Origin of the sequence: Rahnella sp. PAMC25559 (assembly GCF_050632365.1) — a bacterium.
GTDB lineage: Bacteria > Pseudomonadota > Gammaproteobacteria > Enterobacterales > Enterobacteriaceae > Rahnella > Rahnella rivi.
Map to the genome: position 1 here is coordinate 2,356,984 of NZ_CP192543.1, position 24,536 is coordinate 2,381,519.

Consider the following 24,536-nt stretch of genomic DNA (forward strand, 5'->3'; position numbering starts at 1 on the left):
GTGAATAATATCCAACTTTCGGTAGTACACCGTTTGCCGCAAAGTTATCGCTGGATGTCAGGTTTTGCCGGTATCAAAGTTGAACCGATTCCGCTGCCTGGCAACGATGAAGATAACAATCTGATTGGCCTGAAATTGCTCAGTCATGAAGGTGAGTTTGCCTGGCAGGTGATGCACCAGCTGACTAATGCGCTGGAAGATATTCAGGTGAAAGCCGCGATCGTTGAAATCGACGGTGAGCCTTGTCTGTTCGTGCATCGCGAAGATGAAAGCGCCACGCTCTGTTGCCTGAAAAATATTGGCGCGGCCATCGCCGAATCGATTACCGCACTCTATCCGTTCTGACCGCCTGACGTGTTCCCCTGTCAGGCGCGTCGTCCCGCCCGTTCGCTATTCCAGGCGTAACCGCTTCACACCACCGGCGTATCAAACGCATCCGATGCGGCCAGCAACTCCCGCGTATAAGCCTGCTGCGGTGCGTTGAAAATCTGCTCACAATCTCCCTGTTCCACGACTTCCCCATTCTGTAACACCATCAGCTGGTGACAGAGTGCGCGCACGACGTGCAAATCATGGCTGATGAACAGATAGGTCAGGCCGCGACGCTGTTGCAGCTCGCTGAGGATCGCCAGGATCTGCGCCTGCACCGATTTATCCAGCGACGACGTAGGCTCATCCAGAATCAGCATTTCCGGCTGTAAAATCAGCGCGCGGGCGATGGCAATGCGCTGACGCTGGCCCCCGGAGAATTCAGTCGGGTAACGGTGACGGGATTGCGGATCCAGCCCCACGTCTTCCATGGCGCGGATCACCTCTTTTTCACGCTCTCCGGCGCTCACTTTCCGGTGTACCAGCAGGCCTTCGGCAATGATTTGCCCGACGGTAAAACGCGGGTTCAGCGCCGAAAAGGGATCCTGAAACACCACCTGGATCCGGCTGCGAAAGGGCAGCATTTGCTGACGTGAAAAAGTATGCAGCGGCTGCCCGTCGAACCAGATTTCACCTTGTGACTTCAGCAGGCGCAGCAGCGCCAGCCCGGTGGTGCTTTTCCCTGAACCGGATTCGCCCACCACGCCGAGACTTTCCCCGCGACGAAGCCGGAAACTGACCTGATTCACGGCATGTTTGATGCTCACTGTGCGGCGCAGCAGACCGCGTTTGACCGGAAATCCGACCGCAAGATTTTTCACCTCCAGCAGAACCGGCGGCTCGCCCGTCAGCGGCTGCGGGCGGCCCTGTGGCTCGGCCTGCAAAAGCTGGCGCGTGTACGGGTGATGCGGCTGGCTGAACAGGCTGGCACGCGGTTGCTGCTCCACCACGCGGCCACGCTGCATCACCGCGACGTTATCTGCCAGGCGGCGCACGATGCGCAGATTGTGGGTAATAAACAGCATTGCCATGCCCATTTCCTGCTTAAGCTCATCGAGCAGCGATAAAATCTGCGCCTGTACCGACACGTCCAGCGCGGTAGTCGGTTCATCGGCAATCAGCAGTTTTGGCCGGGTCAGCACCGCCATCGCAATCATCACCCGCTGGCGTTCACCGCCGGAAAGCTGGTGCGGGAAATCTTTCAGGCGCGAAGCGGCCTGGCGGATACCCACCCGGTCAAGACAACGGACGATCTCGTTGCGTGCTGCTTCGCCGCGCAACCCGCGATGCAACATCAGCACTTCGGCGAGCTGTTTTTCAAGGGTGTGCAGCGGGTTGAGCGACACCATCGGTTCCTGAAAGATCATCGAAATCTGGTTGCCGCGAATACTTCGCAGCGTACTTTCATCCGCATGCAGTAAGGATTTTCCGGCAAACAGAATGTCGCCCTGCGGATACATCACCGGCGGCGAGGGCAACAGGCGCAGCACTGACAGCGCCGTGACACTTTTGCCGGAGCCTGATTCGCCCACCAGCGCCAGCGTTTCTCCGGCGCGGAGAGTCAGCGACACATCGCTCACTACTTCACGCGCCTCACCGGCCTGACGAAAGGCCACGCTGAGATTTTTAATGTGTAAAAGAGGAGTGTCTGTCATCTCAGCGCGCCTCATGATGTTGTGCGGACGGATTAAAGGCGTCGCGTACCGCTTCACCAATGAAAATCAGCAGAGACAGCAACGAGGCCAGCACCACGAAGGCGCTGATGCCCAGCCACGGGGCCTGTAAGTTGTTTTTGCCTTCCATCAGTAACGTGCCAAGAGAGGGCGAACCGAGCGGCAGGCCAAAACCGAGGAAATCCAGTGAGGTCAGAGACGTTATCGACCCGCACAAAATAAAGGGCAAATAGGTGAGGGTGGCGACCATCGCATTCGGCAGCATATGCCGCAGCATAATGGACCGGTCGCTGACGCCCATTGCCTGCGCCGCACGAATGTAGTCAAAATTTCGGGTGCGCAGGAATTCCGCGCGCACCACGCTGACCAGCGCCATCCAGCCGAAGAGAATACTGATCAACAGCAGCCACCAGAAACTTGGCTGCACCACGCTTGCCAGAATGATGATCAGATAGAGCGTGGGCATGCCTGACCACACCTCGATAAAACGCTGGCCGAGCAAGTCAATCATGCCGCCGTAATAGCCTTGTACGGCGCCGGCCATGACTCCGATGACGGAGGTCAGCGCAGTCAGAAAAATGCCGAAGAACAGTGAAATCCGCAGGCCGTAAAGAATTTGCGCCAGCACATCGTGCCCGTTGCTGTCTGTGCCCAGCCAGTTTTCTGCCGAGGGCGGGGAAGGGAAGGGCTGTGTAGTGGCAAAATTAATCGACTTAAAACTGCTGCGGATCGGTGCCCAGAGCACCCAGCCGTGATCGTCGAGCTGTTTAAGCACGAACGGATCCTGATAATCGGTCGGTGTTTCCAGTTCGCCGCCAAAGGTGGTTTCGCTGTAGTTAATCATGAAAGGCACGTACCAGTTCCCCTGATAGCGCGCCAGCAGCGGTTTGTCGTTGGCCAGTACGTCAGAAAGCAGGGCCAGCGTGAACACCACCAGGAAAATCCACAATGACCAGAAACCGCGGCGGTTCTGACGAAAACGCGCCCAGCGCGCCTGGTTCACCGTGCTTAAATGACGTGGCATCAGTGGCGGCCCTCAAAGTCGATACGCGGGTCAACCAGCGTGTAGGTCAGATCGCTGATGATGTTCAGCAGCAGGCCGATCAGTGTGAAAATATAAAGCGTGCCGAACATCACCGGGAAATCGCGCTGGACGATGGCGTCATAGCCCAGCAGCCCTAACCCCTGCAATGAGAAAATCACTTCAATCATCAGGGAACTGGTGAAGAACATGGTGATGAAAATGGCCGGAAAACCGGCGATCACCAGCAGCATCGCGTTGCGAAACACATGGCGGTACAGGATCTGCTTCTCGTTCAGCCCTTTGGCGCGGGCGGTCACCACATACTGTTTACCGACTTCATCCATAAAGGAGTTTTTGGTCAGCATGGTCAGGGTGGCAAATCCGCCAATCACCGTCGCCACCACCGGCAGCGTGATATGCCACAGGTAATCGGTGACTTTGCCGTACCAGGGCAGGGTATCGAAATTCGGCGAGGTCAGACCTCGCAGCGGGAACCAGTCGAGGTAGCTGCCGCCGGTGAACAGCACAATCAGCAGAATGGCAAACAGGAACGAGGGAACGGCGTAACCGATAATAATCAGTGAACTGCTCCAGTTATCGAACTTCGTGCCGTTACGCACCGCTTTACGAATACCCAGAGGAATCGACACCATATAGATAATCAGCGTGCTCCATAAGCCAATGCTGACGGAGACCGGCAGCGCGCCTTTCACCAGCCCCATGACCGAAGAGCCACGGAACAGGCTGTCGCCGAAATCAAAGCGCACGTAATTTGCAAGCATCTCGAAGTAGCGCACATGCAGCGGTTTATCAAAACCGAAGCGCCGGGTGATTTCAGCGATGACTTCAGGATCCAGCCCGCGCGCGCCACGGTACTGGCCTTCGCCAAACTGCGCGACGCCCGGCGAGGCTTTGCCGTTACCGGTATCTCCGCCTGCACCGGGAAGCCCGCCGGAATGCCCCATCTCAATGGCGGCAATCGCCTGATCAACCGGGCCACCGGGCGCAATCTGCACGATGAAGAAGTTGATGGTAATGATCGCCCACAGCGTCGGGATCATCAGGAGTAGTCGTCTTAACAGATAGGCGGCCACAGCAGGCTCCTCAGCGGCGTTGCGCAGGTAAACGGGCTGCGCGGTTAACGTCATACCACCAGGTATCGAGCTCCATTCCGTTGGACGGGGTGATGGCTGGCATTGAGAATTTATCCCAGTACGCATAACGCTCGTGATGGGTGTACCACATCGGGATCATCAGCATATTCCAGGTGAGTACGCGGTCCAGCGCATGGCCCAGCGACAGCAATGCCTCGGGTTTGCCCTGGTTGGCGGCGATTTCATCGGTCAGTTTGTCGATTGCCGGATCGCTGACGCCAGACTTGTTGTAGGTCGAATCCAGGAACCGGGTATTCCAGTAAAGTTGCAGATCGCTGCTCGGGTACGAGGTGGCGGGATAAACGGTCGGCAGCATGTCGTAATCACGCTGGCGCATACGGCGCACGAACTGCGAGTTATCCACTTCACGGATCGACATCTGAATGCCCAGCCGCTGTAAATTATGCTGGAAGGGCAAGACGTATTGCGCGTTGCCGCCAGCCGGCAGCAGTAACTCAAACGTCAACGGCTTGCCGGTTTTGCTGTTGACCAGCACCTGATTTTTCACTTCCCAGCCCGCCTCTTTAAGCAGCGCGGTGGCTTTGAGCAGGTTGGTGCGGTCATTGCCGCTGCCGTCAGAACGCGGCGGCTGATACAAGGTGGTAAAGACTTCTGCGGGCACTTTATTTTTCAGCGGCCCGAGCCAGGCCAGTTCAGCCGAGTTCGGATAATCTTTGGCGGCGTATTCGGTATTTTGAAAATAACTGTCCACCCGCTGATAGGCACCGAAATAGAGTGCCTTGTTCATCCAGTCAAAATCGAAAGCGAGCGTGATCGCTTCGCGCACCTTGCGGTCAGCAAATTGCGGGCGATGAATGTTGAACGCCAGCCAGCGCGTATCCTGTGCCGCCTGATTTTCCTCATCGGCTTTGACGATAAAGTTTTTGCTGAAATTACCGCCCTGATATTGCGTAGCCCAGTTTTTCGGCGAGCTTTCCATGCGGAAATCAAACGCGCCGGATTTAAAGGCTTCCAGCGCCACATTGTCGTCGAGGTAATAGTCGTAGCGGATGGTGTCGAAATTATAGCGGCCACGGTTGACCGGCAAATTGGCCGCCCAGTAGTCCGGCACGCGGGAATAAGTGATGTACTGCCCGAGTTTGTAATCGCTGATGCGGTAAGGCCCGCTGCCCAGCGGCGGGGTGTTCAGCGGCTGGTTGAATTTGTGTTTTTCCCAGAATGCCTGCGGCAGGATTGGTAAACCGAGCAGGCCGAGCATCATGTCTTTATCCGGCTTTGGCAGTACGATGCGCACGGTCAGACGCGAAATGGCTTTCACCTCGACGCCTTTATACACCACGCGGAACTGCGGCACGCCCTCGGTCATGAATTTCGTAAAAGAGAAGGCGACGTCGCTGGCGGTGATCGGCGTGTTGTCGTTAAAACGGGCGCGCGGATTGATATCCACTTCGACCCAGCGGTACTCGCTGTCGTAGCGGGCGGAGTCGGCAATCAGCGGGTAATAGCTGCCGATTTCATCGCTGGAGGTGGTGAACAGGCTGTCATAGAGAGAGCCGCTGCGTATGGCCGGGTTGCCGCGTGAGGCGAAACGGTTGAAGTTATCGTAGGTGCCGATGGCGGCGAGCGTGATTTGTCCACCCTTAGGTGCAGCGGAATTGACGTAATCAAAACTGCTGAAGTTGGACACGTATTTGGGTTCGCCCAGAATCGCGAACGCATAACTGTCCTGAATAACTTCAGCCTGAGCACCGAGGCTCAGCAGGCATAACGCTGCGGCAAAAACGCGAGATAACATCCTGAATCTGCACTCCTGTGATGACAACAGCAAGATGCGGCTTACGCGCGGGCTGTCGTTCAGTGATGATCAATGAATGGCTAAGGCCTTGTAACGCGCCAGTTTTTGGCACTTTCCCTGATTTCGGCCTTTTTATCATATTCAGCGACAGACGCCTAAAAGAAAAATAATGCGGCAGACCGCCACCGGTGGCGGTTCAGATGTGATAACAGGCCTCTTTTTCATTGAAGTCACGGGTAAACGCCAGAAGCGCGGTGACACTCAGCGGTTTGCTGTACAAAAAACCCTGCAAATAGGTCACGCCGTGGTTTCTCAGATACTCAGCCTGCTGGTGGGTTTCCACGCCTTCGGCCACCGTTTTGAGTTTCAGTTCCTCAGTCAGCCTGAGCACGGTATCAAGCACCGGTGCAATCAGGGTCTTTTGATCAATCGACATGACAAAACCCCGGTCGATTTTAAGGTAGTCGAGGGTGAATTTTTCCAGATAGATCAGGGCGCTGTGGCCGGTGCCGAAATCATCAATGGCGATTTCAATCTTATGGCGGCGCAGCCAGTTGAACTCGCGCATCGCCCCTTCGGTATCAATCATTCCCCGCTCAGTGATTTCAAACACAACCTGAAATGCATTTTCCGGCAGAGCCTCAATGAAGTTTAAAACGTCATCATGAAAACTGACTTTATTCATGTGGTGCGGGGAAATATTGATGCTCAGCTTGGCTTTATCCGCAAACGCGCGCGCCAGTTCGTGGGCATCAGCGGCGACCAGCATCATCATATGTTGGGTCAGCGGGACAATAAGCCCCTGAGTTTCCGCATAGCTGATGAACATGTCAGGAGGAATGCGGCCTTCGATCGGATGCTGCCAGCGCAGCAGAGCCTCGACTCCGGTGACTTTCATGCTGCGGGCTTCCACCACCGGCTGATATTCAACGAAGAATTCTTTGTTTTTCAGCCCGCGCAGGATTTCTCTTTCGACGTTATGGCGGATAAGCAGGCTGTGATAAATCAGCACGTACACCAGTATGCTCAGCAGCAGACCGCCGAGCAGCGTAAAGCGGATGTTGTCGCCGGTCAGGGAAGGGGAGTAGAGGCGGATAGTAAAAGGATAATCGCCCCCCTGTATTTGCGTAAAATGGCTTGTCGGCAGCTTGCTGACCGGTATCAGCCCCTCCTGGGAGGACACCAGCGCGACATCGCCGACCAGCAGGGCAAATCCGCGATAACCCGAACCAGGCTGGGCAAAAAGCATATAAGGCGACAGCGTCAGTTCCAGCGTGGCGATCACCCCGTCATCAAATGACCCCGGATTACGCTGCCAGACAATGATCACCGGACGGTTCGGCACCGCAGGCGTGCCCATTTGCAGGCTGACGGCCATCGGTTTGGTGAAATCAATGCCATGCAGCGTGGAATTGGCCGGAACGTGCTGGTTTCCCGAGGCTGACGAACAATACACCATGCCGTCGCGCACCAGCTGGAAATCGCGCACACCGATACTGAAAGCGGCATCCCGGTTAATTTCGCTGGCAACGGACGCGCAGCTTTCGGTCGTCAGTAAACCCACCCGGCGCATGGTATCGGTGAGCTGATGAAAATAGCGGTTGCTGAATTGCCCAGTTCTTTTGGCAATCTCATTTTGTTCGAGGGAGTTATTGGCTTTAATGACGCTTAATGTGATGAGGGTAAATAAGATAAAAAATATCACGGAGAAAAAAAGACTTTTTTTCAAATAACGGCGTTTGGGTAATACGCTGTGCGTAAGCGCCGCTTTTAACCCCATATGAGAAGCCCTTTTTTTGACTGATGAAATCAAAGTATAACGTAGCCAAAAAAACAGCAGCTTTTTATTACCGGTTATTCCAGACATAAAAAAACGCCATCCGGAGATGACGTTTTTTTATTCGCTTGGCATAGAACAACAAGAGCTAAATCATGGGGTAACGGTTAACCGTTAGCCAAAACGCGTCTTGCTTCACGATAACGTGTATTCCAGTAAGTCTCTTTCAGATTGGAAATCATCACACCATTGCTGGTTGATGCATGTACAAACTGATCGTTACCTAAATAAATACCGACGTGACGGCCTGTCGAACCTGCGCGGAACAGAACCAGATCACCCGGACGCAGTTTCGTGCGCTGGATTTTCTTGCCTTTCTCTTCCTGTTCATAGGTAGAACGAGGTAAATCCATACCAAATTGTTCGCGGAATGTTACCTGGACGAAAGCTGAGCAATCGATACCACGCTTGCTGTCACCACCTAACCGATAACGAACGCCTTTCCAGTCAGCATACTGATCCATAATTTTGGATTTTACGTTGACGCTGCGAACCATTGCTTCGAATTCATCCTGAGAGGCTTGCAGTAGAAGACCGTCTTTGTCATTTACTGCACGCATATCAGTTTGCGCGTTTTCTGTGTTCGAAGAATGTGTACCACTACACGCAGTGAGAATAATTGCTGCGCCAATCGCGGGAATTATCCGCGTGATATATCTCAGAAAAGGTTGAGACTTGACCATTATTGTTGTTATCCCTTGCTGTCCTTAACGATGTAATCGTTATTAAAATTGCCAAACGAAGCGAGACTACCCGCCGCGCACAGTCGGGACAAACACTGGAATGATAAAATGTGCGTCAGAGCACGTTTTTATCTTGAAACCCGGTGTTTTTGCCACATTTCTGTGCAGGCGAATTGGAGATTACCGTAATGAATAGGGGATTGCGAGAGGTATTATGAGATTTTTTATAAGAAATTGTGATGTAAGCCGATGTAAGTAAAGATGTAAAAAAGGATGGGTTATTTTTATGCTAATTTGGATTAAAACCGCATCACAAGCGGGTTGCACCGGCCTTTTTCAGCTAAGTATATCTGGGATTTGTCTTAAAAAATGGCCCGCCTGCCGTTCAGTTTCTGGCGAGCCATAATTAAATGATATGCATCAATGCATCACGGGTTTTTGCTAAGCATTTTATTACCGGGTAATTTTCTTTCCAGCCAGTTAATCAACATGTCACTGGCAGGCGTCATCAGCCACCAGCTGGCCCCTACCAGCACGACGGACATCGAACCGACGGCAATATCGGTAAACCAGTGCGCACCAATCATCACGCGTGGCAACGAGAAGATAACGGTGATCAGCACGGCAACAGCGAAAGCGCCCTTGCTCAGATAGCGCAGCATAAAGCAGGAGAAAATGATCAGCATCATGCCGTGGTCACCGGGGAAGCTGTCCGCAGAGGCATCTTTGGTCGGAATGCCGGTCAGTTTACTCACACGGTTAACATCCGGGAAACTCAGCGACGGGCTTTTATGGCTCACCGGCAGCAAATGACCCAGCTGGTTAAGTACCACGGCGGTCAGCAGCATCACGAACCCGATGATCACCAGGCGGCGGCGCCCCCGGGTATCCTCTTTCAGGAAGAAGCACAGGTACAGGGCACCCATCGCCAGCAGCGAAATAACATCAAAGGCGCGGTTATTGGTTACCGCCACCAGATGCAGGAACCAATGGTCTGTTGCCAGGTGCTGATTGAAGAAGAAGAAAATCGACTTATCAATCGGGAACCAGAAACCATGATTTGCCGGCAGATAAAAGGATAAAAACAGTGCAACGCCTAATACGTTGAGTATCAGGATTGCGGGGATATTTCGGCGCCACATAAATGTTAACCTATACTTAGCAGGGTAATGAATAAATTAGTCAGCGTTAACTTAATCCTTACAACCTAAACGAACCTTCAACAAGAGTGATTGTAGTTCATTCCATTGCGCAACATCTCGTGTAATAAGCTCAATTCTGCTGTCTAACGGCGCCGCCGGTTTGGTTTCAATATGCAGGTCGTCTCCCTGACGGTTTATCAGCAGCGTTCCTTCCTTTATGCGCATGATGCCTTTCACGCGATCTACCGGTGCCTGACGCGCCCAGTCGAGTATGCCCGCGGTATCAAATTGTGTTTCGCCATCAAATATCCAGCCACAGCTGGTGTAGCCGTCGGCCTGATTGAGCGCCCGGCGCCAGCGCTGGCTACCCGGCAGGCTCAGCGCTGCCAGCCCGCGTTGCGGGGCATGAGCATGATGATGTTTACCTTCCGGCAGTGTGACCTGATTCAGACGCGGCAAATCCAGCAGGGCAGGGTCGATGGCGCCCTGCGACGCAACCACCAGCTGACGCCCGCCGCCATGAGTGGCGAACCACGTTTCCAGCGCCTGTTTATCCTGCGCCTGCGCCACATCGGCTTTATTCGCGACGATCACGTCGGCGGCTGCCAGCTGGTCGCGGAAGTTTTCATTATCGATCACCCGCTGATCGCTCAGCTGACGGGGATCCATCAGGCATAACGTGGCGTTAAGCGTGATCCAGTTGTTGTAAACCTCAGAGGTGAGCAGGGACAGGATTTGCTTCGGATGCCCAAGACCGGTCGGTTCGATCAACAGGCGATCAGGTTTCGCCTGCTGCAATAACATGTTTAATCCCACCTGCATCGGCAAACCGTTCACACAACACATACATCCGCCGGGAATTTCTTTCAGCACGGCACCGCTGTCAGCGAGCAACGCGCCATCGATGCCAATCTCACCGAACTCATTCACCAGCACCGCCCATTTTTCACCTTCGGGTTTTTGAGCCAGTAAATGGCGCAGCGTGGTGGTTTTACCGCTGCCGAGAAAGCCGGTAATCAGGTTAGTTTTGGTCATGACTGCATCCCTCTGTAAAAAAATTCACCGGACAATGTGCAATGGGCGTTAAAGAAAATCCAGCATTGTGCCGATTATTGTTCAGTACCGCGTAATTCTGATGGCTTTTCCTCCGATATTTTCGTTTGCGTAGTGCGAAATCGGTTAGATGTATTAATGTTAAATTGAAGTTACGCAATGATTAAAAAAACCAATTTACAGATGAGGGTATGACCATGAACAGCATCAGATGGACACTGTTTTTGGGATTGTTAGCCTCAGGGATGATGCAGTTTGCCAGCGCCGGAAGTACCGGCAAGATTTACTTTTACGGTGCCATTGTCGATGGCGGATGCAGTTTTACGACCGGTTATCAAAAGGTTACCAGCAAATGTGACCGTGGCGGGAAGACCGTCAGTCAGGTCCGCACTCTGGATGCGACCCAACCCCAGGCCTATACGTTGCCGCTGTCTCTGGGCCATGTGAGCACTGAGCACATTAAAAATGATCCCCGTCTGACCCTCATGACGGTGACCTATAACTGAAAGTTAAGTTTTACTTAATAATTCCGCTGCGCAACGTCCTGAGCCGCCGGTTTATCACACCGTTCTGGCCGGACACCCTGAAAACTGGCAGGCCCAATTTTGATCGGGCCGTCAGTTTTCAGTTCTCATTCTGTTCGCCTTATCCCCGCATGTTATAATTTTCCCTCTTAATTCAGGCATTCTGGCAGCGGCTTGCCGTCTTTTCAGATGTCAGACCAATTGTTCGACAGGGGCAAGATTATGCGACTTTATCAGGAGATTGGCGGCCATTTACGCCGTGATATCCATGCGGGGAAATATGCCCCCGGCGACCGTCTGCCGCCTGAACGCGAAATTGCTGAATCCTTCTCTGTCAGCCGCAGCGTGGTGCGGGAAGCGCTGATCATGCTGGAACTGGAAAAATGGGTGGAAGTGCGTAAGGGCTCCGGCGTGTATGTGCTGCATCCTGCTGAAAACAGCCCGACAGAGACGGCAGATACCGGTTACGGTCCCTTCGAATTGCTGCAGGCGCGGCAGTTGCTGGAGGGGGAAATTGCCGCTTTTGCCGCTATGCAGGCCACTAAAACCGATATTTTGCAAATGCGCGATGCCATTGATGCCCAGCGCGATTGTATTGAACGCGGCGTTTCAGATGATGTGGAAGATCAGCGTTTCCACGGCTTGCTGGCGCAGGCCTCGCAGAACAGCGTTCTGGTTAAACTGGTGGATGATTTGTGGCTGATCCGCCAGCGCAGCCCGATGTGGCTGGGTATTCATCAGCACGTTGTCGGCAAAACCCACAGCCAGCTCTGGTTGCAGGATCATCAGACCATTTTGCAGGCCGTGCTGCGCCGTGATCCGAAAGCGGCTAAGCAGGCGATGTGGCAGCATCTGGAAAACGTGAAAGATATGTTGTTGCAGGTGTCAGATGCGGATGACCCTGCATTTGATGGTTTCTTATTTTCCTCCGTTCCCTCCGAACTCAACGACTGAAGACCCGTCCCCATAAAAAACGGCTGCCGCAGCAGCCGTGGTTTTCTCTTCTTTTACGGTTAGCTGACGTACTTCGCCACGGCTTTTTTCGCGCCCACGCGTTGCAGATCGGCATAAGCCGCCAGAATTGCCTGCACCACTTTTTCTTCGTGCGGCAGTTGCTCGCCAAACACCGCATTCAGGGCCAGCAGGGCTTTCACGCGTTCTTCGCCGTCTGCGGTTGAGGCCACGATGCTGGCTAAGGTATCGGCCATCGGATCTTTAATCTCAATCGGCTGACCCGCATCATCCGTCCCGCTGATGTAACGCATCCAGCCCGCCACGCCCAGCGCCAGCAGTTCATAAGAACCGCCATTTTTCACATGCCAGCGGATAGAATCGAGCATACGTTGCGGAAGCTTCTGCGTGCCGTCCATCGCGATTTGCCAGGTGCGGTGCTTGAGTGAAGGGTTGCTGTAACGTGCGATCAGGCTGTCCGCATAGGCGTTGAGATCGACACCTTCCACGCTCAGCGTTGGCGCCTGTTCTTTCAGCATCAGACGGTGAGCCGCCGTCTTATAATGTTCATCTTCCATACACTCGTTGATGTGCTGATAACCGGCCAGATAGCCCAGATAAGCCAGGAATGAGTGGCTGCCGTTCAGCATGCGCAGTTTCATCTGTTCGAAAGGCAGAACGTCGGACACCATCTGCGCACCGGCTTTTTCCCAGTCAGGGCGACCGGCGACAAAGTCATCTTCCACAACCCACTGAATGAATGGCTCACAGGCGATTCCGCAGGGATCGGTGATGCCGCCCAGCGCTTCGGTGATCTCGTCGAGAGTCGTTTCGGTCGCGGCGGGAACGATGCGATCCACCATGGTGCTCGGGAAAGAGACGTTCGCTGTGATCCATTCCGCCAGCTCAGCGGAGCGTGCTTTCGCCATGCCCAGAACGGCATTTTTTACGACCAGACCGTTCTCCGGAATGTTATCGCAGCACAGAATCGTAAAGCCAGGCAGATTGCGCTCATGGCGCAGGCGTAACGCTTCAACCAGTACACCCGGCGCGGTACAGGGTGCCTGACCGCCTGCCAGATCCTGCTGGATTTTCGGGTTTTGCAGATCCAGTTCACCGGTGCCAGGCTCAATGCAATACCCTTTCTCGGTGATGGTCAGTGACACGATGGCCACCTGCGCTTCCGCCAGTTTTTCGATGACCGCTTCCAGCCCGTCAATGATGCCGTGCACCGAATCATGGGCGGAACCGACAACGATGGCCTGATTTCCCTCTGCACCTTTTTCCAGCACGGTGAACAGGTGATTTTGCTGACGCAGCGCGTTGATCAGGCTTTCATTGCCAAACAGGCTGATTTCACAGATGCCCCAGTCGCCGCCCTGTAAATTCAGCACCCGGTTGGTCAGCAGCGCCTGGTGGGCGCGGTGGAAGGCGCCAAATCCGAGGTGAACAATGCGGCTTTTCAGCGCATCACGGTCGTAAGCAGGCAATGACACGGCTGCGGGCAGGGACGCTGTGGCAATAGTTTTCATGCAATACTCCAGGCAAGTCAGAAAATAAATAATTGGTCAGGCCAAATTGGGGCTGTTTACCCGTCAGTTCAATTTCATGCTGGATAAAGCGACGATTTAAGCCGAAATCAGGGCTTTGAGTGTAAAGTCATATGATAGAAAGGGGAATTGGTAAGTCCGGATGGCCTCTCGTTTTGTGAAGTAGATCGAGAGTCTGGAGCATTTAACGCAAAGTTTCAGCCAGGTCTGGCGCAATAAAAAAGGAACGCCGTGGCGTTCCTTTGAAGAGCAATGTGCAGGGATGATTAATCCGCGCGGCCCATATAGCGACGTTCGGCAATATGAATGCGAATTTTGTCGCCGGAGCTCAGGTATTCCGGCACCTGAATGTTCAGGCCGGTAGCCATCACGGCAGGTTTGGTTCTTGAGCTGGCGGAAGCCCCTTTAATACCCGGCGCGGTTTCTACAATTTCCAAATCCACGGTTTGCGGCATTTCCAGCGCCAGCAGCTGGCTGTCGAGGGTCAGAACCTGCATACCCTGCAAACCTTCTTCAGGGATAAACAGCAGTTCTTCTTCGATCTGCGCTTTGTTGAAGGTGTAAGGCGTGAAGTCTTCATCATCCATAAAGATGTATTCGTCGCCATCGACGTAAGAGAAATTCACTTTACGGCGGGTCAGGGTGACGGTATCGAGAATGTCATCGCCTTTGAAACGCTCTTCCACTTTGCCACCGGTACGAACGTCAGAAAAACGCATTTTGTACAGGGTGCTGGCACCACGGGCGCTTGGGCTTTGAACATCGATATCTTTTACCAGCAGCAATTTGCCGTCGTAGTTCACAACGAAGCCGCGTTTAATTTCGTTAGCACGTGCCATATAAATACCTGTCGAGATAAAGGGGGAAATAATTTGCGACACGTTACCCGCGCCGCTGATTTCAGGCAAGCAGATAGCGCAAAAAGAGTCGTGAAAACCCGCATTATTGCGCATCTCTGTGGGGCAGCCAGCCGGTATCAAACTTGTTGGGTCAACAGTGTTAAAGAGTAGTAAATATTTCGCTGGTGGCGCATGAGAGCGCCTGCTATTGTCGCGCCTCAAAACCAGGCCTGAGGAGGCTGTTGATGGACTGTCGTACTGATTGCGGAGCCTGTTGCATAGCGCCTTCAATTTCCAGCCCGATCCCCGGAATGCCGGACGGCAAACCCGCCAACACGCGTTGCATTCATCTGGCGGATAACTTCCTGTGCAACATTTTTACGTCGCCGCTGCGCCCGAAAGTCTGCGCCAGTTTGCAGGCCAGCCGCGAGATGTGTTTTACCCATCGCGACCAGGCCCTGACCTACCTGATAAAGCTTGAAGCGGATACTGCGCCCTGAGCGGTGATATCAGCTTTTCGCCGCCACCGTTTCCGTGACCGGATCATCCACATTTTTCACATTCCAGATACACACCACCGACCCCACCACCATTGCCAGCGCGGCGTAAAACACGGCGTGATAGGTCCAGAACTGCGCAATCACACCCGCAAGCGACCCGGCGAGGATCCAGCCAGCACGGGTAGAATTCGTAAACAGCGTAGTGGCCGCACCGGCCTGACCCGGCATTAAATCCTGAAAATAGAGCATGCCGATGCCGGCCAGAATGCCGATGAAAATCGCGTTCAGCAGCTGTAAAGCAATCAGCATCATGGCGCCGGTGGTAAACAGCAGGCATCCGTAGAAAATCACGCCGGCGATCACGGCGAGGCGCATCAGAAAACGCTTACCCAACTGCCGTGCCAGATAACCGGCAATCAGCATGGTGGGGATTTCCAGACACGCGGCGCTGCCCATCAGCACGCCCGCCAGTTTTTCCGGCAAACCTAATTCGCGCACCACATACAGCGGCATATTGATCAGATAAATGCTGTTGGCTGCCCACATCAGCGAGCAGGCGATGAATAACATCAGCGTGTCGCGACGGTTGCGGCGCGGGGCTTCCAGCGTCGCGGAGGTCTTCACGCGCGCTTTTGGCATCGAAGGCAAAAAGACATACACCATCGCGCCACACACCAGAAACGCCAGCGTGGCAGCGCAGTACATGAAGGTAAAACCGAAGCCCATCGACAACGCAAACGCCAGCGGCGGGCCAACCACCCACGCCAGAGAAACCTGTGCGCGCAGGATGGAGCTGAACATCACGGCTTCGCGGCCTGTTTTTTCCGCGTGTTCCCGCGCCAGCGCGAACATCTGCGGGTTGGCGGTGGAGCCAAAACTCGACAGCAATACCCCGATAAACAGCAGAATAAAGTAGTTACGGTTGAAGGCGAACAGCACACAGGCCAGTGCGCCCAGCAGGCAGCAATAGAGGATCAGCGTTTTGCGGTCGCCGCGTTTATCCGACCAGGTGGCCAGCAGCTGGCTGACAAAAATGCCGATCACCGCGCTGCCGGTAAAAAAGATCCCGACCATAAAGGGGCTGACGTGTACCTGAGAGGTCAGAAACAGGCTGAGCGTGGGCGTCTGTAGCGCACCGGCAATGCCTGTCAGAAAGGCAATGATCAGGAATGCGGTCGAGGTCATGTCAGGCAAACGGCGGGCTGATGCTGTAGAAATTCGCATGTGTATAACTGAACCAGAAGTAGGGGGAGGGACGAAATTTGCGCGAATGTTACGTCAGTTTAAAAAAAACAAAAACAGGTTTTGATCATCAAAAATGTAAACCTGAGTGAATTTGCCATACTGAATAATAAAACCGCATTTTGTGTTAAAAATAACCGCAAGAGGGTCTGGAATGTCATGATCAAATACCGGTCAGCTTGCTTCAGCTTTGGGTTTTTTCGTCTGACGAAAAACGCGTCAGCCTGACTTCAGCATTTGCGTTAAGTTATTCGCGCCAGGCGTTCTGAATAAAGGAAACTGTGCGTGGCATCAAAAAATCATCACGTAGAATCAGGGAATGCTTGCTTTAAAAACGAGCCCGATTAAGACTTCCTGAAACGTTTCAGCGTTACCGATTTCAACAACGTAATCTGGTGGCGCTCCTTTTTTCTCAGTAAAGCTGAAACGATTCAATTTCAGCAGGAGAGGAGAATTATGTTCCAACTGTCACAGCAAGATATTCACCTCGGTGCCGCAGCCAGCGATAAGCAGGACGCCATTCGCCAGGTCGCCGCAGCACTGACACAGGCCGGTCGAGTCAGCGAAGGTTATGTCGACGGCATGTTAGCCCGTGAACTGCAAACCTCCACTTACCTCGGTAATGGCATTGCGATCCCTCATGGCACCACGGATACCCGTGATTTAGTGCTTGATACGGGTGTTCAGGTCTATCAGTTCCCGCAGGGTATTTCCTGGGGTGAAGACCAGACCGCCTACATCGTTATCGGCATCGCGGCGCGTTCTGATGAACACCTCAGCCTGCTGCGTCAGCTTACGCACGTATTAAGCGACGACAGCGTGGCTGAACGCATGGCGAAAACAGATTCAGCTGAAGAACTGCGCAGCCTGCTGATGGGCGAAAAGAATGCCGCTGAATTCCTGTTTGATACCCAACTGATCGCGGTGGATGTTGCTGCTGAAAACCTGATCACCCTGCAGGCGCTGAACGCTGGCCGTCTGCAACAGATTGGCGCGGTCGATACTGCCTTCGTCAGTGACGTCATCAGCCGTAAACCGCTGAACCTGGGTCAGGGCATCTGGCTGAGTGACAGCACGGAAGGCAACCTGAAAAGTGCTGCCACCCTCAGCCGCGCTCAGCAGGCATTCGATCTGGACGGTGAAAAGGTGGCGATGTTGCTGACTATTTCCGTCGCCGACGATCAGCCGCTGAACCTGCTGAATTACCTGAGCGATCTGCTGATAGCCAACAAAGCTGAACGTCTGCTGACGGCAGACGCGGTAGGCGTGCTGGCATTGCTGACCAGCGAAGTGGCAGAAGAAGCCAACGTGCTGAGTGCGGAATACGTTATCCGTAACGAACACGGCCTGCATGCACGTCCGGGTACCGCCTTAGTCAACGTGATCAAGCAATTTACCAGCGAAATCACCGTGACCAACCTTGATGGCAGCGGTAAACCTGCCAACGGCCGCAGCCTGATGAAAGTCGTGGCGCTGGGCGTGAAAAAAGGTCACCACCTGCGCTTTACCGCCAGCGGTGAAGATGCCGAACTGGCACTGAAAACCATTGGTGAAGCTATTTCTGAAGGTCTTGGGGAGGGCGCATGAGCCGCAGAGTCGCCACAATTACCTTAAACCCGGCGTACGATTTAGTGGGCTATGTGCCTGAAATCGAACGCGGTGAAGTCAATCTGGTGCAAACCACCGGTCTGCATGCCGCAGGTAAAGGCATCAACGTAGCGAAAGTGCTGAAAGATCTGGGCATCGACGTCACCGTTGGCGGTTTCCTCGGCAAAGAAAATCAGGACGGCTTCCAGTTGCTGTTCAGCGATCTGGGTATTGCGAACCGTTTCCAGGTGGTCAATGGCCGGACCCGCATCAACGTCAAACTGACCGAAAAAGATGGCGAAGTCAGCGACTTCAACTTCTCTGGTTTTAACGTGACGCCAGCAGACTGGGAACGTTTCGTGACCGACTCCCTCTCCTGGCTGGGTCAGTTCGACATGGTTGCCGTCAGCGGAAGTTTGCCAGCGGGCGTCGATCCAGATGCTTTCACCGACTGGATGAAGCGCCTGCGCGCCCAGTGCCCTTGCATCATCTTCGACAGCAGCCGTGAAGCGCTGGTCGCCGGTCTTAAAGCTGCGCCATGGCTGGTTAAGCCAAACCGTCGTGAACTGGAAATTTGGGCTGGCCGTAAATTGCCAGAACTGAGTGACGTGGTAGAAGCCGCGCACGCCTTACGTGATCAGGGTATCGCCCATGTGGTGATTTCTCTGGGTGCAGAAGGTGCCTTGTGGGTTAACGCGTCGGGTGCGTGGATTGCCAAACCGCCAGCCTGTGAAGTCGTCAGCACCGTCGGTGCCGGTGATTCCATGGTCGGTGGCCTGATCTACGGCTTACTGATGCGTGAATCCAGTGAACATACGCTACGACTGGCCACTGCCGTTGCCGCCCTGGCTGTCAGCCAGAGTAATGTCGGTGTCACCGATCGTCCGCAGCTCGCGGCGATGATGGCCCGTGTTGATCTGAAACCCTTTTAATTCGCAGGAGGCAGAATGAAAACGCTGCTGATGATAGACAGTTCGCTGGGACAGGCCCGGAGCCACCTGGCGAAAAATTTGCTCGCTGCTGCCGTCGCAAAAGCCGGGCACTCGTTGGTTGAACAGGCTGCTGAAGCTGACATCGTGATCGTGGCCGGTGAAACCGTGCCGAACGACGCGGCGCTGACCGGCAAAAACATTTACACCGGTAACGTGGCGGATGCGGTGCGTGAGCCTGATGCTTTTGTGCAACGCGCACTGGCTGAGGCAAAACCGTATGTGGCACCTGCGGCCGTTGCCGCCGTTTCTGCACCGGCTGCGGCGGGTCCGAAACGTATCGTGGCGATCACGGCGTGCCCGACCGGCGTAGCGCATACCTTTATGGCTGCTGAAGCCATTGAATCCGAAGCCAAAAAACGTGGCTGGTGGGTGAAAGTGGAAACCCGCGGTTCCGTGGGCGCAGGCAATGCGATTACCCCGGAAGAAGTGGCAGCGGCCGATCTGGTGATTGTCGCGGCAGACATCGAAGTGGATCTGGCGAAGTTTGCCGGTAAACCGATGTACCGTACCTCTACCGGTCTGGCACTGAAAAAGACGAAGCAGGAACTGGACAAGGCGCTGGTTGAAGCTGAGCTGTTCCAGCCAGCCACTCAGGGCAGTGCGTCCACCAGCAAGAAGAAAGAAGCGGGCGGCGCAGGCCCATACCGTCACCTGTTGACCGGCGTGTCTTACATGCTGCCAATGGTGGTGGCGGGTGGTTTGTGTATCGCGCTTTCCTTCGTGTTTGGTATTAAAGCGTTTGAAGTCAAAGGCACGCTGGCCGCAGCACTGATGCAAATCGGTGGCGCTTCAGCCTTCGCGCTGATGGTGCCGGTTCTGGCCGGTTTCATTGCTTTCTCCATCGCTGACCGTCCGGGTCTGACACCGGGTCTTATCGGCGGCATGCTGGCGGTGAGCACCGGTGCCGGTTTCCTTGGCGGTATCATTGCCGGTTTCCTGGCGGGTTATGTGGCGAAGGCCATCAGCGGCAAGCTGAAATTACCGCAAAGTATGGAAGCTCTGAAACCAATCCTGATCATTCCGCTGGTGGCGAGTCTGATTACCGGTCTGGTGATGATTTACGTTGTCGGTACGCCGGTCGCTAAAATCATGGCGGGTCTGACGGCGTGGTTGCAATCTTTGGGTACTGCCAACGCAGTTCTGCTCGGCGCAATCCTCGGTGCGATGATGTGTACCGACATGGGTGGCCCGGTCAACAAAGCCGCTTACGCCTTCGGCGTGGCACTGCTGAGTTCATCCGTTTATGCGCCTATGGCCGCCATCATGGCTGCCGGTATGGTGCCACCGCTGGCGATGGGTCTGGCAACGTTGCTGGCGCGTCATAAGTTTGAGCAAAGCGAGCGTGAAGGCGGTAAAGCGGCGCTGGTGTTGGGTCTGTGCTTTATTTCTGAAGGTGCGATTCCGTTCGCCGCCCGTGACCCGATGCGCGTCCTGCCATGCTGTATCGCTGGTGGCGCACTGACCGGTGCTCTGTCGATGGCATTCCATGCACAACTGATGGCGCCACACGGTGGTCTGTTCGTTCTGCTGATCCCTGGCGCTATCACACCGGTTCTCGGTTATCTGGTGGCGATTATCGCCGGTACGGTTCTGGCGGGCGGTGCTTACGCCATCCTGAAACGTTCAGAAGTTGCTGTAGCGGCTAAAACCGTCGCATAACAATCAGATTGGGTAGTAAATGAAAAAGACGCGACGTGAAAATGTCGCGTCTTTTTTTATTGCCTTGGCCGGGCAATGGGGCGGCATTTTCTTAAATAGAGAATATTTCGGTTTCTCAATAGCGGTGCTCGCCTGGCTTTTCGCGCCGAAACCGAGCAGAGAGGAAAATGCTTTTCCTCTCTGCACTCTCCTCGCTTTTTTAAACACGCGGTGGCGCTGGCCCGACGGGCATGCTAGTGGCGCTCAACATTGCGTTAAACCGTGAACATTTCGGTTTCTCAATAGCGGTGCTCGCCTGGCTTTTCGCGCCGAAACCGGGCAGAGAGGAAAGTGCTTTTCCTCTCTGCACTCTCCTCGCTTTTTATACACACGCGGTGGGGCTCAAAATTGACTCAAAACCGTGAACATTTCGGTTTCTCAATAGCGGTGCTCGCCTGGCTTTTCGCGCCGAAACCGAGCAGAGAGGAAAGTACTTTTCCTCTCTGCACTCTCCTCGCTTTTTTTAAACCAGCGCTGCCGCTGGGTCGACGGACATGTTCTGGTAGTCCCGAATGTGGCGCAAAATCTTGCCGCTGCGCGGTTCCCTCCCCGCGGGATTCGAGCCCTGCGTCTCGAACCCCCGGTCGGCCAGATTTTTGAGCGCGCCATCGAACTCTCTAAAAAAACAATCTGAGAAGATGAGGTGACGACCTAAAAACCCCCCAGCCGCGCTCAAAAATCACGCCGGAGGAGTGGTGGAAAACCGCGCGTTTTTTTGCGCGGGTTGGAACCCGACGGGAGGGGACTGCGCAGCAGCGGGATTTTGCGGCAATAGCGGAGGGTGCTGAAACATAGCCAGCGAGCGGCAGCGCGCAGTGAAAGAGCCTGGGGGTCTTGGGGGTGGCGGCGATAAGCCACCCCCAAGTCGGTGTGGGCCGACGCCCACGACCTTGACCTTGACCTTAACGCCAGTTCAGGCGACAAGCCCTTGACCTTATTCTTCTCTGAATTGAACCCCCACCCCTAATGCATCCGCTGCGCGCACGGTGATCTGCGAAGTATAATCAGCAAACGCGATTTCCCCGACGCGCAAACTGTTGCGTACCGCATCCAGTGAGCGCGTGGCAAACTCCAGCCCGATCATGCGGGCGCTGCCATTTTCGCCTTCCGGCACAATGCCAAATTCTGCGGTGGCTTGCTCAGGCGTGACAAACCGTACGCTGGCGCGGCCTGCGCGCAGGATCACTTCCTTCGGTCTGACGTCCAGTGCGCTTGCACCGAATAACTCGCCATAGACCTGCGCGGCCTCATGCGGATTTGCTGCAGAAATCACAAAGCCGGTGAGATCAGCGACGCCGTTCGGGTGGTTTTGCCATTCATTGCGCCATACCAGTTCCGGCGTCAGGTGGTGGCAGAAGAAACTGCGGCCATTCGGCACGCGGGTGGCGGCCAGCGGCACGGTGCGGAACCGCGCATTTGGCGAGGTGCCGTCGTTGAGCTCAACGGGACGGAAGAATTCTGCCGGTGGCGAACCGGCAATATTTTGCTGTTGCAGATGTTGGTACACCGCCGATGAATCCTGCGTTTTCCAGACCAGACCACTTAGCCCGAGCGGTGCCTGCCACAGGTCGGTGCGGGTGTGAGCATTACCCGGCTCGTAGCCCAGCAGTTCGAGATAATTATCGCCAAAAATCGCCAGATGATTACTGGAACCGAGCGAGTGATGGCCGCGCGGCGTGAGGTGAAAACCCAGCCTGCGAAATTGCTGCTCGGACTGATTCAGCTGCTCGGCAACGTTAATCACCACATGATCAAGCTGCGGGCGAAGAGGGTGTGAAGGTTGTGCTTCAGTCATTGAAGGGTTCTCCCAGCGTTAACATCAGACGGTTGGCCCAGGCGAAAAAGGCCGCGGACTGCGCCAGATCGACAATCTCCAGCTCATCTAAACCCTGTTCGCGCAGCGCCGCAATGTTCTGTTCTGTAGCGACCGGTGGCGTTGCGGAAAGCGCGGCAGCGAAATCAATTTCGGCCTGCCAGCGCGGAGACTGTTCTTTGCTAAGAATGCCGCCCGGCGGGGTGTCGATCAGGCGCTGGACGTCTTGCGTCTGTTTGGAAAGCTGGCTGGCTTTGCGCGCATGCACCGACGCGCAGTAAATACAGCCGTTGATTTTGCTGGCGACCGTCGCGGCCAGTTCGCGCTCTTTGCGCGGCAGCCCGCCGGAGGTGTAGAAAATGCCTTTGTCGGTCAGCGTGCGTTGTTCGAGAACCGGCAAATTGCGGCCTAACAGGCGGAAATAATCGGAATCGGTATGGCCGAATTTCGCCAGAATCGCCTGCTGCGCTTCATCAAATTCTTCCAGTTTTTTCGCCGGGATCCACGGTTCCCAGCCGAGTTCTTCCTGGGTAAACGCCTGCGGTGCATCACGGCCGCTGTGGGTATTGGGTTCGGTACGCCAGAACGCAGCACCGACCGGTTTACTGCTGCCGTTCTCCACCGGTTTGCCGCCAATCAGCCGGTAGCTGCGCAGCACGCGGCTCTGGAAGCTGACGAAAGCGATCAGCTGCGACAGCGTGACAATCGCATCCACCGACCAGCCGGCTTTTTTCAGCGCCTGCAAATGTGCGGGCGTGGCGCTGGCGGGTTTGAAACTCAGACGCTCGCCGTGCGTCAGCGCAGCGTCGAGACGGGCGGTTTCGTCGATGTCCGGCAAATCCTGCAAGCGTTCGGAATAGTGATTGGTCAGTTGCGAATCACCGTGCCAGCGGGCGACGTTTTGCGCTAAACGCAGGCGCTCAGCCAGTGAAAAATCCACGCCATCCTGTTCAGTAAACAGCGCGTCATAGCTGCCCTGCGCGTGACGGGTGGCGGCGTCGCGGGTGTCGCGGGCCTGTTTCAGCGCAGAATCAGGGGCGATGTCAGCCAGTTTTTCCAGCAGGTCGGTCGAATAGGATGTCATAAGGTTTCCCGTGAAAATGAAGTATTGGCGGAAGAGGTGGAGACACTGCGCTGCGGCGTGCGGCGAACCCAGCCGAGCGCGGGCGCAACGTGACGGGCAATCAGTTCGATGGAACGTAAAATATACGGATGCGGCGGATCGATGGAGTGCACCTGAAACGCCAGATCGGTGACGCGGGCCAGTGCGGTATCGGCCTGCAACGTCGCGGTCACCTGCGCCGCTGTGCCGAGATGCACGTCGAAGGTGCGGATGTAATCGTCGAGCGTATCGCCCTGCACAATCTGTCCGCTGGCACGGTGATTTTCGGCCTGACGGCGTAAGCCTTTTTGCGCCAGCTCACGGGCCTCATCGCCGTTTTCAGTCACGAACGCGGTACGCGAGCCCATGATGCGTGGCGCAACGCCGTCCGGCAGGGCATCGAGATAGGCATCAATAATCGGGTTTTGCAGCTCGTCGAGGCGCAAATCCGGCGCATCCGCCGGGCGTGGCTGGGTGCGCGAAAGCATCAGGCCGTCGCCGGATTTACCCGCACGCGCGCCGCCTTCAACGGAGAACGTTGCCTGCCAGACGCGGTTCGCCAGCTGCGGTGCCGCCGGGTATAACCGGTTATCGGTGCCCGCCAGCGGTTCGCCGCGCCAGGCGGTGAGCAGGGTTTGCAGGTTATTGCCAAAGGCTTTGCCGCGATCCTGACTTTCCAGCCCGAACGGCGGGAATGACGTCGGCGTGCCGCCCGAGCCTAAACCGATTTCAAGCCGTCCGCCGGAAAGTAAATCCAGCACGGCGGTGTCTTCGGCGACGCGCAGGGCATTTTCCATCGGCAGGGTGATCACGCCGGTGCCGAGACGGATAAAGCGGGTATGTGCCGCCACCTGCGCGAGGAAAACCAGCGGCGCAGGCAGGCCGCCTTCGGCCTCGTGAAAATGGTGCTGCGCGACCCACGCGGAATCAAAACCTAACTGTTCGGCGTGAATGATTTGTTCGGTCGCCAGCCGGTAACGCTCCTGCGCGCTGGTGTTGTCCAGCAGGCGGGTGAAAAATCCAAGACGTTTACTGCTCATAATGTCC

General features: G+C 55.1%; 22 protein-coding genes. 8 read left to right on the forward strand and 14 right to left on the reverse strand.

The window, feature by feature from the left end; all coding sequences use genetic code 11:
- Entirely contained in the window at nucleotides 1-345 is a 345-nt protein-coding gene (locus ACQZQY_RS12155) for a YejG family protein (RefSeq protein ID WP_056778487.1), read from the forward strand.
- A 65-nt stretch (nucleotides 346-410) separates the two neighbouring features.
- Here the strand turns inward: ACQZQY_RS12155 and yejF are convergent, their stop codons facing one another.
- The 8 genes from yejF to ACQZQY_RS12195 form a co-directional block, all read right to left on the reverse strand.
- Complete coding sequence (gene yejF, locus ACQZQY_RS12160; protein ID WP_431295676.1) at nucleotides 411-2,024, reverse strand: microcin C ABC transporter ATP-binding protein YejF; 1,614 nt, start codon at nucleotides 2,022-2,024, stop codon at nucleotides 411-413.
- A 1-nt stretch (nucleotide 2,025) separates the two neighbouring features.
- The gene (locus ACQZQY_RS12165; protein ID WP_136375151.1) at nucleotides 2,026-3,066 is read right to left on the reverse strand and encodes an ABC transporter permease; all 1,041 of its coding nucleotides are present in this window, start codon (nucleotides 3,064-3,066) and stop codon (nucleotides 2,026-2,028) included.
- Nucleotides 3,066-4,160 carry a microcin C ABC transporter permease YejB gene (yejB, locus tag ACQZQY_RS12170; RefSeq protein ID WP_390974834.1) on the reverse strand — a complete coding sequence of 365 codons (1,095 nt, stop codon included), beginning with the start codon at nucleotides 4,158-4,160 and terminating at the stop codon, nucleotides 3,066-3,068. The genes ACQZQY_RS12165 and yejB overlap by 1 nt, the downstream gene beginning before the upstream one ends.
- A gap of 10 nt (nucleotides 4,161-4,170) precedes the next feature.
- Nucleotides 4,171-5,976 (reverse strand): extracellular solute-binding protein, encoded by a 1,806-nt coding sequence (locus ACQZQY_RS12175; protein WP_056778501.1) that lies wholly within the window; start codon nucleotides 5,974-5,976, stop codon nucleotides 4,171-4,173.
- A 196-nt stretch (nucleotides 5,977-6,172) separates the two neighbouring features.
- Nucleotides 6,173-7,681 (reverse strand): cyclic di-GMP phosphodiesterase, encoded by a 1,509-nt coding sequence (locus ACQZQY_RS12180; RefSeq protein ID WP_431295677.1) that lies wholly within the window; start codon nucleotides 7,679-7,681, stop codon nucleotides 6,173-6,175.
- Nucleotides 7,682-7,920: 239 nt separating this feature from the next.
- Entirely contained in the window at nucleotides 7,921-8,496 is a 576-nt protein-coding gene (gene mepS / locus ACQZQY_RS12185) for a bifunctional murein DD-endopeptidase/murein LD-carboxypeptidase (protein ID WP_056778505.1), read from the reverse strand.
- Nucleotides 8,497-8,924: 428 nt separating this feature from the next.
- Nucleotides 8,925-9,638, reverse strand: coding sequence for a phosphatase PAP2 family protein (locus ACQZQY_RS12190; RefSeq protein WP_122095783.1), 714 nt, complete (start codon nucleotides 9,636-9,638; stop codon nucleotides 8,925-8,927).
- Nucleotides 9,639-9,689: 51 nt separating this feature from the next.
- Nucleotides 9,690-10,673, reverse strand: coding sequence for a CobW family GTP-binding protein (locus tag ACQZQY_RS12195; protein WP_136375148.1), 984 nt, complete (start codon nucleotides 10,671-10,673; stop codon nucleotides 9,690-9,692).
- Nucleotides 10,674-10,888: 215 nt separating this feature from the next.
- On the opposite strand from ACQZQY_RS12195, the gene ACQZQY_RS12200 reads away from it, so the two are divergent.
- Both ACQZQY_RS12200 and ACQZQY_RS12205 read left to right on the forward strand, forming a co-directional pair.
- Nucleotides 10,889-11,197, forward strand: coding sequence for a hypothetical protein (locus ACQZQY_RS12200; RefSeq protein WP_431295678.1), 309 nt, complete (start codon nucleotides 10,889-10,891; stop codon nucleotides 11,195-11,197).
- A 240-nt stretch (nucleotides 11,198-11,437) separates the two neighbouring features.
- Nucleotides 11,438-12,169 (forward strand): GntR family transcriptional regulator, encoded by a 732-nt coding sequence (locus ACQZQY_RS12205; protein ID WP_056778516.1) that lies wholly within the window; start codon nucleotides 11,438-11,440, stop codon nucleotides 12,167-12,169.
- A 59-nt stretch (nucleotides 12,170-12,228) separates the two neighbouring features.
- Here ACQZQY_RS12205 and ACQZQY_RS12210 read toward each other — a convergent pair whose 3' ends face one another.
- Nucleotides 12,229-13,698, reverse strand: a complete 1,470-nt coding sequence (locus tag ACQZQY_RS12210; RefSeq protein ID WP_431295679.1) for a mannitol dehydrogenase family protein — start codon at nucleotides 13,696-13,698, stop codon at nucleotides 12,229-12,231.
- 284 nt (nucleotides 13,699-13,982) lie between these two features.
- On the reverse strand, nucleotides 13,983-14,555 hold the full coding sequence (yeiP, locus tag ACQZQY_RS12215) for an elongation factor P-like protein YeiP (RefSeq protein ID WP_056778524.1): 573 nt from the start codon (nucleotides 14,553-14,555) through the stop codon (nucleotides 13,983-13,985).
- 245 nt (nucleotides 14,556-14,800) lie between these two features.
- Between yeiP and ACQZQY_RS12220 the strand changes: the two genes are divergently transcribed.
- Nucleotides 14,801-15,055, forward strand: a complete 255-nt coding sequence (locus ACQZQY_RS12220; RefSeq protein ID WP_056778527.1) for a YkgJ family cysteine cluster protein — start codon at nucleotides 14,801-14,803, stop codon at nucleotides 15,053-15,055.
- A 9-nt stretch (nucleotides 15,056-15,064) separates the two neighbouring features.
- Here ACQZQY_RS12220 and ACQZQY_RS12225 read toward each other — a convergent pair whose 3' ends face one another.
- Nucleotides 15,065-16,279, reverse strand: coding sequence for a sugar efflux transporter (locus ACQZQY_RS12225; protein ID WP_183846339.1), 1,215 nt, complete (start codon nucleotides 16,277-16,279; stop codon nucleotides 15,065-15,067).
- Between the two features lie 474 nt (nucleotides 16,280-16,753).
- Here ACQZQY_RS12225 and fruB point away from each other — a divergent pair, with 474 nt between their 5' ends.
- Genes fruB through ACQZQY_RS12245 form a run of 4 tightly spaced genes read left to right on the forward strand, consistent with a single transcriptional unit; the run spans nucleotide 16,754 to nucleotide 20,800 of the window.
- Nucleotides 16,754-17,884 (forward strand): fused PTS fructose transporter subunit IIA/HPr protein, encoded by a 1,131-nt coding sequence (fruB, locus tag ACQZQY_RS12230; RefSeq protein ID WP_056778532.1) that lies wholly within the window; start codon nucleotides 16,754-16,756, stop codon nucleotides 17,882-17,884.
- On the forward strand, nucleotides 17,881-18,816 hold the full coding sequence (fruK, locus tag ACQZQY_RS12235) for a 1-phosphofructokinase (RefSeq protein WP_056778537.1): 936 nt from the start codon (nucleotides 17,881-17,883) through the stop codon (nucleotides 18,814-18,816). The genes fruB and fruK overlap by 4 nt, the downstream gene beginning before the upstream one ends.
- Before the next feature lie 15 nt (nucleotides 18,817-18,831).
- Complete coding sequence (fruA, locus tag ACQZQY_RS12240) at nucleotides 18,832-20,535, forward strand: PTS fructose transporter subunit IIBC (protein WP_122095779.1); 1,704 nt, start codon at nucleotides 18,832-18,834, stop codon at nucleotides 20,533-20,535.
- Nucleotides 20,536-20,554: 19 nt separating this feature from the next.
- Nucleotides 20,555-20,800: a hypothetical protein gene (locus ACQZQY_RS12245; RefSeq protein ID WP_431295680.1), complete on the forward strand. Its 246-nt coding sequence runs from the start codon at nucleotides 20,555-20,557 to the stop codon at nucleotides 20,798-20,800.
- Nucleotides 20,801-21,508: 708 nt separating this feature from the next.
- Here the strand turns inward: ACQZQY_RS12245 and ACQZQY_RS12250 are convergent.
- From ACQZQY_RS12250 to ACQZQY_RS12260, 3 genes are read right to left on the reverse strand one after another with little or no spacing between them, the layout of a single operon-like run.
- Nucleotides 21,509-22,369, reverse strand: a complete 861-nt coding sequence (locus ACQZQY_RS12250) for a VOC family protein (protein ID WP_431295681.1) — start codon at nucleotides 22,367-22,369, stop codon at nucleotides 21,509-21,511.
- A complete protein-coding gene (locus tag ACQZQY_RS12255) occupies nucleotides 22,362-23,471 on the reverse strand; it encodes an alkylhydroperoxidase domain protein (RefSeq protein ID WP_431295682.1) in 1,110 nt (369 codons plus the stop codon). Before ACQZQY_RS12255 ends, ACQZQY_RS12250 begins: the two co-directional genes overlap by 8 nt.
- Nucleotides 23,468-24,529, reverse strand: coding sequence for a putative FMN-dependent luciferase-like monooxygenase (locus ACQZQY_RS12260; protein WP_431295683.1), 1,062 nt, complete (start codon nucleotides 24,527-24,529; stop codon nucleotides 23,468-23,470). Before ACQZQY_RS12260 ends, ACQZQY_RS12255 begins: the two co-directional genes overlap by 4 nt.
- Nucleotides 24,530-24,536: the final 7 nt, after the last annotated feature.